The sequence below is a fragment of the Rhabdobacter roseus genome, from assembly GCF_014202275.1.
In the GTDB taxonomy this organism is placed as follows: Bacteria; Bacteroidota; Bacteroidia; order Cytophagales; family Spirosomataceae; genus Rhabdobacter; species Rhabdobacter roseus.
The window spans coordinates 169,232-183,315 of the sequence record NZ_JACHGF010000005.1 but is presented as its reverse complement, the minus strand read 5'-3'; the positions used below and the strand labels follow the sequence as shown (position 1 = coordinate 183,315).

The 14,084-nt window shown below is 56.2% G+C and carries 12 protein-coding genes; 9 read left to right on the top strand and 3 right to left on the bottom strand.

The genetic code is table 11. The annotated features are described in order from the left end of the window. The first annotated feature begins 68 nt into the window (after positions 1-68). Both bamJ and HNQ92_RS17060 read left to right on the top strand, forming a co-directional pair. Positions 69-779 (top strand): BamJ family beta-barrel-assembly machinery protein, encoded by a 711-nt coding sequence (bamJ, locus tag HNQ92_RS17065; RefSeq protein WP_246440325.1) that lies wholly within the window; start codon positions 69-71, stop codon positions 777-779. Between the two features lie 9 nt (positions 780-788). Continuing rightward, the gene (locus tag HNQ92_RS17060) at positions 789-2,897 is read left to right on the top strand and encodes a carboxy terminal-processing peptidase (RefSeq protein ID WP_184175379.1); all 2,109 of its coding nucleotides are present in this window, start codon (positions 789-791) and stop codon (positions 2,895-2,897) included. A gap of 88 nt (positions 2,898-2,985) precedes the next feature. Here HNQ92_RS17060 and HNQ92_RS17055 read toward each other — a convergent pair whose 3' ends face one another. Further along, on the bottom strand, positions 2,986-4,146 hold the full coding sequence (locus HNQ92_RS17055) for a cysteine desulfurase family protein (protein ID WP_184175377.1): 1,161 nt from the start codon (positions 4,144-4,146) through the stop codon (positions 2,986-2,988). An 82-nt stretch (positions 4,147-4,228) separates the two neighbouring features. On the opposite strand from HNQ92_RS17055, the gene HNQ92_RS17050 reads away from it, so the two are divergent. After that, a complete protein-coding gene (locus tag HNQ92_RS17050) occupies positions 4,229-4,981 on the top strand; it encodes an SDR family NAD(P)-dependent oxidoreductase (RefSeq protein ID WP_184175375.1) in 753 nt (250 codons plus the stop codon). On the opposite strand, the gene HNQ92_RS17045 is transcribed toward HNQ92_RS17050, so the two are convergent. Next, positions 4,969-5,628 carry an alpha/beta hydrolase gene (locus HNQ92_RS17045; RefSeq protein WP_184175373.1) on the bottom strand — a complete coding sequence of 220 codons (660 nt, stop codon included), beginning with the start codon at positions 5,626-5,628 and terminating at the stop codon, positions 4,969-4,971. The two genes, HNQ92_RS17050 and HNQ92_RS17045, sit on opposite strands and share 13 nt — an antisense overlap. A 55-nt stretch (positions 5,629-5,683) precedes the next feature. Continuing rightward, positions 5,684-6,628 carry a Ppx/GppA phosphatase family protein gene (locus HNQ92_RS17040; protein ID WP_184175371.1) on the bottom strand — a complete coding sequence of 315 codons (945 nt, stop codon included), beginning with the start codon at positions 6,626-6,628 and terminating at the stop codon, positions 5,684-5,686. Between the two features lie 131 nt (positions 6,629-6,759). Between HNQ92_RS17040 and rpsU the strand changes: the two genes are divergently transcribed. The 6 genes from rpsU (at position 6,760) to phhA (ending at position 14,078) form a co-directional block, all read left to right on the top strand. After that, complete coding sequence (gene rpsU / locus HNQ92_RS17035; RefSeq protein ID WP_184175370.1) at positions 6,760-6,957, top strand: 30S ribosomal protein S21; 198 nt, start codon at positions 6,760-6,762, stop codon at positions 6,955-6,957. Positions 6,958-7,068: 111 nt separating this feature from the next. After that, the gene (locus HNQ92_RS17030) at positions 7,069-7,941 is read left to right on the top strand and encodes a tyrosine-type recombinase/integrase (protein ID WP_184175368.1); all 873 of its coding nucleotides are present in this window, start codon (positions 7,069-7,071) and stop codon (positions 7,939-7,941) included. A 69-nt stretch (positions 7,942-8,010) separates the two neighbouring features. Further along, entirely contained in the window at positions 8,011-10,596 is a 2,586-nt protein-coding gene (locus tag HNQ92_RS17025; RefSeq protein WP_184175366.1) for a phosphoenolpyruvate carboxylase, read from the top strand. Between the two features lie 342 nt (positions 10,597-10,938). Further along, a complete protein-coding gene (locus tag HNQ92_RS17020; protein WP_184175364.1) occupies positions 10,939-12,096 on the top strand; it encodes a homogentisate 1,2-dioxygenase in 1,158 nt (385 codons plus the stop codon). Positions 12,097-12,152: 56 nt separating this feature from the next. After that, entirely contained in the window at positions 12,153-13,283 is a 1,131-nt protein-coding gene (gene hppD / locus HNQ92_RS17015) for a 4-hydroxyphenylpyruvate dioxygenase (protein WP_184175362.1), read from the top strand. A 60-nt stretch (positions 13,284-13,343) separates the two neighbouring features. Continuing rightward, positions 13,344-14,078 carry a phenylalanine 4-monooxygenase gene (phhA, locus tag HNQ92_RS17010; protein ID WP_184175360.1) on the top strand — a complete coding sequence of 245 codons (735 nt, stop codon included), beginning with the start codon at positions 13,344-13,346 and terminating at the stop codon, positions 14,076-14,078. The last annotated feature ends 6 nt before the right edge of the window (positions 14,079-14,084 follow it).

Here is a 14,084-nt window from a genome sequence, read left to right as displayed (position 1 = left end):
CAGTTTTAAACCATCGAATGTACATCCCTTTTAGAACCTTAGTAGCCACCGTAGCCTGTACTACCTGGATGGCAACCCTTAGCGTAGCTCAAACCTCTAAGACTTCACCCAAACCCGCTTCAACGGCCAAACCTGCGACCCAAGCCGAGAAACCGGCGGCCAGCACAGTGGCCCCCGTGCTGAAAACCCAGCTTGACTCCGTAGCCTATTCCATTGGCATCAGCGTAGCGGGCTCTCTGAAAGGGCAGGGCCTGGCCGAAATCAATACGGAGCTTTTGATGAAAGCCATTAACGAAACCCTGAAGGGGGGTACTACGCTGTTGACGGCCGAGCAGGCCAACCAGTGCATTGGGGAGTACTTTCAGGAGCAATCTTCCCGGGTGGGGAGAGAAAATAAAGAAAAAGGGGAAAAATTCCTGGCCCAAAACAAGACCAGAACCGGCGTACAAACTACCCAGAGCGGCTTGCAGTACGAAGTTATCAAGATGGGGGAAGGCCCCAAACCGTCCGAAACTGACCGCATAAAAGCACACTACCATGGTACTTTAGTGGATGGAACGGTTTTTGACAGCTCAGTGGAACGCGGCGAGCCCGTCGAGTTCCCGGTCAACGGCGTCATTCCCGGCTGGCAGGAAGCCCTGCAACTGATGCCCGTAGGCTCCAAATGGAAGCTGTACCTACCGTCGCAGATTGCTTACGGGGAGCGGGCCGCCGGACCTGCCATCGGCCCTAACTCGGCGTTGGTTTTTGAAGTAGAGTTATTAGAAATCCTAAAATAGACATTGCTTATGAGAAAGTACCTGATCACGCTGATACCCGTGGTATTGCTGGGATGGCAACGGGGCCCCGCGCCGGAGCAAAGGGCGGAGTTTGTCCCGTCGTCAACGACCATCGAGGAGGAGCTAAAACCCACCAATGCCCAGTATCGGACCGAGCAGCTCGTTACGCGTATCCTGACTAACTATCATTACCGGAAAACCAAGCTGAACGATTCGCTGTCTTCGGTGATCTATACCAAGTACCTCGACGATATAGATCGTAGTCGGCTGTACTTTCTGGCTTCGGACGTGGCGCAATTTGAAAAGCACCGCTACTCATTTGACGACTTCCTGACCAAAGGCGAACTGGACGTACCCTACGAAATCTATAATTTGTTCCGGAAGCGCTATAAAGAGCGGAGCGACTACATTCAGACGCTCCTGGCCGATACGAAGCCCTTTGATTTCTCCACGGACGAAACCTTGAATACGGATCGTGAAAAAGCGGCCTGGTCCAAAAATGCCGAAGAGCTGAACGATATTTGGCGGAAGTACCTCAAAAGCGAAGCCCTGGATCTGAAACTGGCCGGGAAGCCCGATTCGACCGTGGCCAGTACCCTGCGTGATCGCTATAAGAACCGCGACCGCGCCCTGGCGCGTATCCGTTCGGAGCAGGTATTTCAGATTTACATGAACGCTTTTGCGGAGTCGCTGGACCCTCATACCGACTACATGTCGCCTACCTCGGCGGATCGCTTCAAGCAGGATATGAGCCAGTCGCTGGAAGGCATTGGTGCCATCTTGCGTGAGGAAGATAACTACATTAAAATTGTAGACGTGATTCCTGGCGGGCCTGCTTTCAAAGGCAAGCAAGTGAAAAAAGAAGATCGTATCATGGCCGTAGCGCAGGGAGATGACGGCAAGATGGTAGATATTGTGGGCTGGTTTGTGGACGATGCCGTGAAGTTGATCAAAGGTGCCAAAGGTACCGTGGTTCGGCTGCAGATTTTGCCCGCCAATGCCCTGCCCAACACCCCGCCCAAAGAGATCCGGATTGTCCGGGAGAAAGTAAAACTCGAAGAGCAGCGGGCTAAAAAAGAAATTGTATCCATCAATCAGAACGGCAAAGATTATAAGATTGGGGTGATTGACGTTCCCATTTTCTACCGGGATTTTGAAGGAGCCCAGCAGCGCGAGAAAGAGTTTGCCAGCACCACGCGTGACGTACAAACTCTGATTGCCGAGTTGCAAAAAGAAGGCGTGGAAGGCGTGGTAATTGACCTGCGTAACAACGGCGGAGGCTCCCTGGTGGAGGCGATTTCGCTCACGGGTCTCTTTATTAACAAAGGCCCCGTGGTGCAGGTGAAGGAGTCGATGGGAGACATCGAAGTGCAGTCCGACACCGACCCGATGATTGCTTATAACGGTCCGCTGGCCGTGATGGTAAACCGTTTCAGCGCGTCGGCATCGGAAATTTTCGCGGCGGCTATTCAGGATTACAAGCGCGGCATCATTGTGGGTGAGCAAACCTACGGCAAAGGTACCGTACAAACGCTCATCGATCTGAACCAGTGGGCACCCAAGGAAAGCGAGCAACTGGGACAGGTGAAAATGACCGTAGCGAAGTTCTACCGCGTGAATGGTAGCAGCACCCAGCTGCGCGGCGTTATGCCCGACCTGGAGCTGCCGACCGCCTTTGCGGCCAATGAGTTTGGCGAAGGCTCGCAACCTAGCGCCCTGCCCTGGGACCAGATCGCTTCTGCCCGCTATGAACTGACTAATAACATCAGCGATAAGCTGGTCGCTCGTTTGCGCGATAACTACCAACAGCGCCTGAAGTCGGATGAAGAACTGAAGAAGCTGGCAGAAGACCTGGCGAGTTTCCGCAAGGCCCGGGAAAACAAAACGGTGTCGTTGCTGGAAAGTAAGCGCAAAAAAGAACGTGAAGAGGCCGAGAAAAAACGTGCCGCGCTGAACCAGCTGGGTGAAGACGAGGGAGACGAGGACGAAGATGCGCCAAGTACCCCAACCACCCAGGCTAAGAAAAAGGATATTTACCTCACCGAAACGAGCCGTATTGTGGCGGATCTGATCGTACTGTCCAAAGAGCCAAACCTGGTCGGAACCAAGAAGAAGTAAATAGTCATTTGGATTTTCTAAGTACCAAAGAAAAGCCTGTCCTCCCGGAGGACGGGCTTTTTATTTGGAAGGGTACTTTGAAAAAAAACTACGCGAAAGGTACCTGGTTCCGCATCCGGGCTACTACCTCCTGTACGTGCCGGGCGGCGGCTACCACCTCGGCTTCGGTTGTGAAGCGCCCGAGGCTGAAGCGGAGCGAAGCGTAGGCCAGGGCGTCGTCCAGTCCAAGTACCTTCAGAACGTAGGAGGGCTCCACCGAAGCGGAAGTACAGGCTGAGCCGCTAGACACCGCCAGGCGGTTGAGGTGGAGCAGAAGCTGCTCGCCGTCCACTCCACCGAACGAAATATTGGTCACCTGCGGCAGGCGGTGCGTCCTGTGGCCGTTGATGCGGGTATCAGGTACTTGTTGCAAGATTGTTTCTTCCAGCAAATCCCGCAGATACTTGAGGCGCGGGCTTTCGGTACTCATTTCCTGCGCAGCCAGTTGGCAGGCTTTTCCCAAACCCACAATGCCCGGTACGTTCAAGGTACCTGAGCGCAGGCCGCGCTCGTGGCGGCCGCCGTCCAGTTGGGCGGTCAGCTTCACTCCTTTACGAACGTACAGCGCACCCACGCCTTTGGGTCCGTAGAATTTATGTGCCGACAAGCTCAGCAGATCAATGGCGTCGGCCTGCACATCAACCGGTATTTTCCCCACGGCCTGCGTGGCATCAGTATGAAAAAGTACCCCGTGCGCCCGGCAAAGGGCGCCGATTTCGCCAATAGGCTGCACCACGCCGATTTCGTTATGCGCGTACATCACCGACACCAGCACCGTATCGGGGCGAAGTACCTCGGCGATCTGGGCGGCGCTAATAAGCCCGTCCGGGCTGGGAGTAAGGTAGGTAACGTCAGCGCCCCACTGCTCCAGGTGCCGGAAGGGATCGAGTACCGCTTTGTGTTCGGTCGCTACCGTAATATAATGGTGGGTACCTTGCGTCCGCCGGGCTTCAAAAGTACCCTTAATGGCCAGGTTGTTGGCTTCGGTAGCGCCACTCGTAAAAACGATTTCCTTTTCGCTCGCCCCCAGGGTACTTGCCAGCTGGTTCCGTGCCTGGACTACGGCTTCTTCGGCCTCCCAGCCGTAGAGGTGGGTGCGGCTGGCGGCGTTGCCAAAGTGCTCCGTAAACCAGGGTAACATGGCTTCAAGTACGCGCGGGTCCAGAGGCGTGGTCGCGTTGTAGTCCAGGTAGATGGGGCGGGTAGGCATGTTTTTTATGGCTTTGAATAGCTAGAATACACCGCTTTTCGCATATTTGTTCAAATCTATTCCCATCACAAACCAAAGCCTTATGTCACGCATTGCCCTTATTACCGGCGCTACCTCCGGCATCGGAAAAGCCACCGCCGAAGCCTTTGCCCAAGCCGGGATTGACCTCATTCTGTGCGGACGCCGCCAGGAACGCCTCAAGGAACTAACCGTGGCGCTGTCGTCGCAGGTACGGATCACGTCGCTCGTATTTGACGTCCAAAATCAGGAAGCGGTCGTGAAAGCACTGGATTCGTTGCCTTCGGCCTGGCAGGAAATCGACATCCTGATCAATAACGCCGGTAATGCGCACGGCTTTGGCCCCCTCCACGAAAACGACCCCGCCGACTGGGACGCCATGTTGGACAGCAACGTGAAAGGACTGCTGTACGTGACCAGGGCCGTGACGCCGGGCATGGTGGCGCGCGGGCGCGGGCACATTGTCAACATCAGCTCCATTGCGGGCAAGCAAACCTACGCCAACGGAAGCGTGTACTGTGCTTCTAAGGCCGCCGTAGAAGCCCTGAGCGAAGGCATGCGGCTGGACCTGACCCAGCACGGCATCAAAGTTACCAACGTAGCACCCGGTGCCGTAGAGACGGAGTTTTCCAATGTACGCTTCAAAGGCGACGAAGCCCGCGCCGCCAAGGTCTACGAAGGCTTCGATCCGCTGCGGGCCGAAGACATCGCCGACGCCATCCGGTACGCCGTCAACGCACCCGCGCACGTCACCATCGCCGACCTCACGATCCTGGCCGCCGCACAGGCCGCCGCCACGACAGTTTACCGAAAGTGAGCCGCCAGTACCTCCGGATTGATACTATGGCCGCCTTCGTACGCCAGTACCTGCAGCGAAGGTACTTCACGTTGTAAGTTGGCCAGGTACTTGGGGGCGTCCAGCTTGGCCAGGTACTCGTCGCGCGTGCCGTAGACGTAGTAGGTACTTTGGGCGGGTAGCTGGTCAGGATTAATGAGATTGGTGAGGCCGTGGGCAAAGTACCCCGCCCAGAGGATGAGCCGCTGGCAGTGTGGTCGGCCGCGGTCGAGCCAGCGGCAGGCGGTGGCGGTACCCTGCGAAAAGCCCAGAATCGTGACTTCCACCTGGTCATCGTCGTAGCCCTGAAACACGGCCTGGTACAGCGCGTCGAGGTAGGCCACGTAGTCGTCTATTTCACTTTGGCGTTCTTCGCGGGTCATCCAGCTGGCCCCTACGCGCTCCGAGGTACCTCGCGAAGAGGTACTTTGAGAATAAAAGCGCGACAACGCTTCGGGCGCAACGATGAGCGTATGCTCGTCCTGAAGTACCTCAAATTTGCGCAAGAAATGCTCCGCCAACTGCCCGTAGCCGTGCAGCACAAACCACACGCGGCGGGTACTGGCTTGTAGCTCACCCAGCGTAAAGTAGCGGGCCGTGCGGGAGACTACCAGGTTGTGTTGCTTCATGGGGTACTTTATCCGTTTGTAAGGTACTTTGATTTTATGAAATAAAAAGAAAGCCTCATAAGTCCAGCTCTAGTCCTTTTTGGGCCAGTACGCCTTCCTTTAGCGCGTAGGTAGACACGCGCATCTGGCGGAGTTCGTAGGCACGCAGCAGGTAGTCGATCAGGCACACGGCCACCACGATCATGTCCACGCGGAGCTCGATCATGCCCGGTAGCTGCAGCCGCTCGTCGTGCGAACGGGTGAGCAGTAATTCGTAGCTCCGGTAAAATTCTTCTACGGGTAGTTCGAAGCCCGTCTGGCTGCGCGGCGGCCATTCGCCCAGGCGGTGCTGGTAGTCCATATCCACCAGCGTATCAAAGGTACCTGAGGAGCCAATAAGAAGGCTAGGGGCGTACTGGTGCACGGCGTTGGTCAGCGGAATGAGTTGCTCCTCAAAGTACCCATAGAGCCGTTTGCGGTCGCTTTCGGTGAGCGGGTCGTGCCGCATGAAGCGTTCCATGAGCCGTTGGCCACCGATCTCGAAGCTCTGCTTCCAGAAGAGCTGCTCCTGGTTGCCGATGATAAACTCCACGCTACCGCCGCCAATGTCCACGATGAGCGCGTTGTCGGAGCCCAGGTCCAGGGCCGAGCGTACCCCGTGGTAGATGTACTGCGCCTCTTGGTCGCCGTCGATGACGGTGACGTCGATGCCGGTTTCGTGGAGGATGGTGTCGCAAAATGCCGCCCTGTTCTCGGCGTTGCGGATGGCGCTGGTGCCAAAGGCGTGGGTGCGGTGGGCAGGTACCTGGTACTGGTCGAGGGTTTCCCGAAAGTAACGAAGTACCTCCAGTGCCCGCGCCAGGGCGGCCTCGGTGATGGTGCGTAGGTTGATGCCGCCCTGGCCAATGCGGGCCGGTCGGCTTTCCCGAAAGAGGGTAATAAGGCCCGCGCTCGTCTTTTCGACAATGAGCAGGTGGAAGGTATTGGTACCTAAGTCAATGATACCCAAACGACGGTTCATAGCGGAGCAGTGATGGAACGCCCAAAAATAAGAGAAAATTAGATGCGTGAGCCCTTGATTTTCTGCTAAATGTATATTTCCTTTGCAGTCCCAATTCAGAAACTATAAAAACATCATATTTTATTTTCCTTATGCTTATCATAAACATTAAAGACAACGAATCGATCGACCGGGCGCTGAAACGCTACAAGAAGAAGTTTGAAAGAACGGGTACCATGCGCCAGCTACGCGCTCGTACGTCGTTTGAGAAGCCATCCGTAAAGCGTCGTTTTGAGATTCTGCGTGCCGCGTACAAAGAAAGAATGTACGGCAACCACCACGAAAACTAGGATCCGGCCGGTAACTTTGCGTGTACTAAAGTAAAGTACCCTGGGATCATTGTATATATTTAGTAAAAAGGCCGTCTTGGCAAAGACGGCCTTTTTTTGTACGTTGGGGCCATGATAGAATCGTTTCTGGAACACCTGCGCTACGAGAAGCGCGTCAGCGACCATACTCTGACGGCCTACCGCCTCGACCTCGACCAACTGGCCAAGTACCTGCTTTTCCAGTACGAACTTGCCACGCCCGAAACCGTCACGCCGCCCATGCTCCGTTCCTGGATCGTGAGCCTGGTGGAGGAAGGTCTTAACCCGACCTCGGTAAACCGCAAAATGGCCACGCTGCGCTCCTACTACAAGTACCTGCGCCGGAAAAGTCACATCCTGAAAGACCCGACACAGGGCCTCAGCTCGCTTAAAACGCGGCGCAAACTACCTGCCTTCGTGGAAGAGAAAGCCATGACGCTACTCTTTGAGGAAGTACCTTTTCCGGAAGGCTTCGCGGGCCTGCGCGACCGCCTGCTGCTGGAGCTGCTGTACGGCACCGGCATGCGGTTGTCGGAGCTCATCGGGCTGGAGGTAGGTCAGGTAGACACCGAAAGCCGACTGATCCGGGTGATGGGCAAGCGGGCCAAGCAACGGCTGATCCCCATCAGTCCGAGCCTGGCCCGGCTGCTGGAAAGGTACCTGCCCGAGCGCGTGCCCGATGAAAGTACCCCGGCGCTGCTGCTCACCGACAGCGGCAAAGCGACCTACCCGGTCTTTGTGCAGCGCACGGTCAAAAAGTACCTCTCGGCCGTCACCACCCTGCAACAGAAGAGCCCCCACGTGCTGCGCCACACGTACGCCACGCACCTGCTCAACCGCGGAGCCGACCTGAACGCCATCAAAGAACTACTGGGCCACGCCAACCTGGCCGCTACGCAAATTTATACCCACAACTCCATTGAAAAGTTGAAAAAATCCCACCAGCAAGCCCATCCCAAAGCCTGAAACCAATTATTTTGGGGTATCTTTGTGGCCGAGAAATAGGATTCAAAATATAATTCTGCTCCACTCGGTATGAACCACGTTTTCCAGAATGCTGTCGTTACGAAGTACAATATTTTTAATAGCCTTTTCCTGAGTTTGCCCTATCGGGGTATTTTCCAGACGGGCTCCCTGCTGCCGCTGCTTACCCAGCGGAGCGAGGAAGGATTTCAGGCCGGCAAGTCGCCCCGCGACATCATCGAGCATTTTTTTAGCGAACACCTGGAAAGCGCCACGCCCAAAGAGCGCGTAGATTTGCTGTTTGCCTTCATTCAGTACATCGAGCGGCAGGTGGTCCTTTTTGATTCGGTGGAAGACGCCGCCTTTGACAGTACCCACGAGATGAACGGCAAAGGCTCGGTGACCTACCTCATGGACCGCCTCGATAGCGACGCCCTGCGGAAGAAGATGCTGGCCAAGCTCAAAGACTTCAGCGTTCGGATTGTCTTGACGGCCCACCCCACGCAGTTTTATCCCGGCAAGGTACTTGGGATCATCAACGACCTGGAGGCGGCCATCCGCGAAAATGATTTTACGGCCGTCAATCAGCTGTTGCTGCAGCTGGGCAAAACGGCCTTCATCAACCACACCAAGCCTACGCCTTACGACGAAGCCCTAAGCCTGGTTTGGTTTCTGGAGAATGTCTTTTACGAGGCCATTCCGTCGATTCTGCTCAAGCTCATCCAGAACCTCAAGCTGTCAGCCCACGAGTGGCCTTACCCGCAGGTGTTTCGGCTGGGCTTCTGGCCGGGCGGCGATCGCGACGGGAATCCTTTCGTTAACGCCCAAACTACCCTTAAAGTAGCGGCCCGGCTGCGTGACTCGCTGCTGCGCGCCTACTACCGCGACCTCCGTAACCTGAAACGCCGCCTGACCTTCAAGGGCGTGGAGGATACCGTGGCCCGCGCGGAGCGAAAAATGAACAGCACCATTTTCGGCCCCTTTGAGGAGGGGTACTCCCACGTAGACGAGCTCACCCAGGAGCTGCTCGAGGCGCGCCAGGTACTGGTGGATAAGCACCAGGGGCTCTTTGTGGAATTGCTGGATGAATTTATCCTGAAACTAAAACTATTTGGCTTTTTCTTTGCCAGCCTGGACGTACGGCAGGACAGCCGGAAGCATACCAAAGCCTGGAAAGACATCCTGACGCGCCTGGAGAAAAAAATCCCGCTCCTGAAGTACAGCGATTACGAAGGCTGGGACGAAGCGAAAAAGATCGACCTGCTGCTCTCGCTGGACATCCCGCTGCGCGACGACGACTACGACGACGAGACGACCAAGGATATTCTGGGCTCGATCCGGGCCATCCGGACCATCCAGTCGCTCAACGGCGAAGCCGGAGCGCATCGGTACGTCATCAGTAATTCTACGCGGGCGCTGGACGTAATGGCGGTGGTAGCGCTGGCCAAAAACCTCATTGCGGACGAAAAAGGGTACCTGGCGCTGGACATCGTGCCGCTCTTCGAAACCGTAGATGACCTGGCGAATGCCGCCACCGTCATGCGTACGCTCTACGAAAACGACTACTACCGCGCGCACCTGGCCCAGCGCGACAACCACCAAACCATCATGGTGGGCTTTTCGGATGGCACCAAAGATGGGGGGTACCTGCGCGCCAACTGGTCTATCTATACGGCTAAGGAGGAGTTGACCAAGATCTCCCGCGAGTTTGATATCAAAGTAACCTTCTTCGACGGCCGGGGGGGGCCGCCCGCGCGCGGTGGTGGCAACAATCAGAATTTCTACGCCTCGCTGGGCAAAGACATTGAGGATAAAGAGATTCAACTCACCGTACAGGGGCAAACCATCAGCTCCAACTACGGCACGGTGTCAACGGCCGAGTACAACCTCGAGCGCTTGTTTTCCGCCGGGTTGGAAAACTACCTCTTCAGCACGGGCCGCAAAGACGAGCAGCTCAATGAGGCCGACAAAGCCCTGCTGGAAGAGCTGGCGGGAGTAGCCTACCAGGCCTACCTGGACCTGAAGAACCACCCGATGTTTGTCAAGTACCTTGACAAAAAAACGCCGCTCCGCTTCTACGGCCAAACCAACATCGGGAGCCGCCCCACCAAGCGCGGCAACGACGACGAAGGACTAAAATTTGAGGACCTGCGGGCCATTCCGTTTGTGGGGTCCTGGGCACAGATGAAACAAAATGTACCGGGCTTTTACGGTTTTGGGAGTGCCATCAAAGAGCTGAGCGAGCGCGGCAAGCAGGAGGAAGTACGGAAGCTGTACCAGAAATCGCTCTTTTTCCGCACGCTCATCGAAAATTCGATGCAGTCGCTTTCCAAAGCCTTTTTTCCGGCCACCGCCTACCTGCGTGAGGAGAAAGAGTACAAGGAGTTTTGGGAAAAAATGTACGATGAGTTTCAGCTTACCACCCAGCTCCTGCTCGACGTATCGGGCCAGGGCGAGCTGCTCAGCAACAACAACGTATCCAAGGAGTCGATCCGGATTCGGGAGCGGATCGTGCTGCCGCTGATCACCATCCAGCAGTACGCCCTGCAGATGCTGGCCGAAGATCCCAAAACCCTACCTGTCGACGTAGAGATGTACAACAAGCTCGTGATGCGGGCCATGTTCGGGATTATCAACGCCGCCCGGAATTCGGCTTAAAGGCAAAGTACCTTCAGGTACTTTGAAGAGATAAGCGGTAGAGGGTTCGCGTTGCAAACGCGAACCAGCCCAGTACGTTAGTTTGCGTTTGCAACGCGAACTACAGAGGCTAATCCCTGAAAATTCATCCAAAACGCCCAGCGAATAAAATTGTCCGCTGGGCGTTTTGGGCTTTATTCCTGCGCTCGGGTATCTTAGGTACCTCTTTCCCCTCCCTTTCCTCTTATTTAAAATAAAAATAGTTCAAACAATTTGACTTAATGGGTAGTTTGTTTGTATAATTGTTGCCTAAACAATAGTTGTTTTGCTTTGACTTGAGTTTGCCGTTAAACCATACGCGCTATGCCCATCTACCACCGACAGGGGACGATCCCCCACAAGCGCCACACGCAGTTTGAGAAGCCCGACGGCGGGCTGTACCAGGAGCAGGTATTTGGTACGATTGGCTTCGACGGCATGTCGTCGCTGCTGTACCACATTCACCGGCCCACGCAGGTGAAGTCGGTAGGGCCGCCGCTGGACGTACGGCCGCGTGTCGCGGTGGAACACAACCTTACCATGCGCAAGCTGAAAGGCTTTGAGCTGGCCCCGGCCGAAGACTACCTCCAAAGCCGGGTACCTCTGCTGCTCAACCGCGACGTCACCATCGGCCTGGCGGCACCGCAGCGTTCGCTGACGGGGTACTTTTACAAAAATGCCGATGCCGACGAGCTGCTGTTTGTCCACCGGGGCTCGGGGCGGCTGCGTACGCTGCTGGGTACGTTGCCGTTTGTGTACGGCGACTACCTCGTCATTCCGCGCGGCATGATTTACCAGATCGAATTTGATACGCCCGACAACCGCCTTTTTTACCTCGAATCGCACACGCCCCTTTACACGCCCAAGCGTTACCGCAACCACTTCGGACAGCTGCTGGAGCACGCGCCCATGAGCGAGCGGGATTACAAACTACCCCACTACCTGGAGACGCACGACGAAGCGGGCGATTTTCTCATCAAGATCAAAAAGCAAGGGATGCTCCACGAGCTCGTCTACGCCTACCACCCGTTCGATGTTGTGGGCTGGGACGGCTACAACTATCCCTGGGGCTTTTCGATCCACGATTTTGAACCCATCACGGGGCGCATTCACCAGCCGCCGCCCGTACACCAAACCTTCCAGACCGACGCCTTCGTGGTGTGTTCGTTTTGTCCGCGGCTCTACGACTACCACCCCAAGGCCATTCCGGCCCCTTACAACCACAGCAACATCGACTCCGACGAGGTACTTTACTACGTCGATGGCGACTTCATGAGCCGCAACGACGTAGCGCCGGGGCACATCACGCTGCATCCGGGCGGGATTCCGCACGGGCCGCATCCGGGAGCCTACGAGCGCAGCATCGGCAAAACCGAAACGCACGAGCTGGCCGTGATGGTGGATACTTTCCGGCCGCTCATGCTCACCGAGGCCGCCCTGGCGCTCGACGACGGCCGGTACTTTGCGAGCTGGCTGGAATAGCGTAAAACCATTCAGAATAAGGTACTTCAATTCATCAACAAAATAAAGAAAGTAACATGGAAGCATTGGAAATAAAAGACGTTCAGGTACCCGATGAGGTGGATTTTTTACCCATCAATGGTACCGACTACCTGGAGCTCTACGTAGGCAACGCCCTCCAGGCGGCGCACTACTTCCAGACGGCCTTCGGCTTTCAGCCGCTGGCGCACGCGGGCCTCGAGACCGGCCAGCGCGACCGCGAGTCGTACGTGCTGGTGCAGGGCAAGATCCGGCTGATATTGACCTCGCCGCTGATAGGAGGTACCACCATCGGTTTGCACCTCGACCGCCACGGCGACGGCGTACGCGTCATTGCGCTCTGGGTGGACGACGCTACCCACGCTTACGAAGAAACCGTACGGCGCGGCGCGCGGCCTTTTCTGCAACCGACCACCGAGCAGGACGAGCACGGTCAGGTAGTTCAGTCCGGCATATTCACCTACGGCGATACGGTGCATCTGTTCGTGGAGCGCAAAAACTACCAGGGTACTTTCCTGCCGGGCTATGTACCCTGGGAGCCTACCTACCGCCCCGAAGCCGTGGGCCTGAGGTACGTCGACCATCTGGTGGGCAACGTGGGCTGGAACGAAATGAACGAGTGGGTGCGCTTCTACGCCGAGGTGATGGGCTTCCAGCAGTTGGTTTCCTTTGACGACAAAGACATTTCTACCGACTACACCGCGCTCATGAGCAAGGTCATGAGCAATGGCAACGGGCGCATCAAGTTCCCGATCAACGAGCCCGCCGAAGGCCGCAAAAAATCGCAGGTCGAAGAGTACCTCGACTTCTACGGCGGGCCGGGCGTACAGCACATCGCCGTCGCTACCGACGACATCATCGCGACCGTTGAAGCCCTGCGCAGCCGGGGCGTGGAGTTTTTGCAGGTACCTGCGGCCTACTACCTGGACCTGCAACAACGGGTAGGTACCATCGACGAAGAAATGGCGGAGCTAAGTCGGCTGGGTATTCTGGTGGACCGCGACGAGGAAGGGTACTTGCTACAGATTTTTACCAAACCCATCATGCCCCGTCCCACGTTATTTTTCGAGATAATCCAGCGCAAAGGGGCGAAGTCGTTCGGCAAAGGAAATTTCAAGGCACTTTTTGAGGCCATCGAGCGGGAGCAGGCGCGGCGGGGTACTTTATAGCAGGGGGCATAGGGTTAGGGGCAGAGGGTCAAGGGTACTTTCAAAAAACAGATTTAAGCCATGGATCAAGCGTATGACACCTATACTGCCGCCGACCACGCTACGTGGAGGCGGCTTTTTGAACGGCAAATGGAGCAGCTACCGGCTATTGCCAGCCGCGCCTACCTCGACGGCCTCGGGCAAGTAGGCTTCGTCGCGGATCACATTCCAAACTTCAACGAAGACACCAACCCCCGCCTGCGCGCGCTCACGGGCTGGGAGGTGTACGTAGTGCCGGGGCTGATTCCCCACCGCGCGTTTTACGAGCTCCTGGCCCACCGGCAGTTTCCGGCCTCGACCTGGCTGCGGAGCCCCGAGCAGCTCGACTACCTCGAGGAGCCCGACATGTTTCACGATACCTTTGGGCACGTGCCGCTGCTCAGCAACCAGGCCTTCTGTGATTTCATGGCCGATCTAAGCCGGGTAGCGCTGCGGCATATCGACAGTGAGGAGGCTCTGCAATGCCTCTCGCGGCTGTACTGGTATACGGTTGAGTTTGGGCTGATCCGGGAAGAAGGTACCCTCAAGATTTACGGCGGCGGTATTCTGTCGTCGCCGGGGGAAAGTCAGCACTGCCTGAGCGCGGAAGTACCTAAAATCGACTTCGACGTAGCTACCTTGTTACGGACGCCTTACCACATCGACCGCTTCCAGGAACGCTACTTTGTCATTGATTCGTACCGACAGCTTTATGAGTCGGTGCCGGAAATCGGAGAATTATTAGATGAAATGATAGGCAAGTCGGTATTTTACTAAATATAT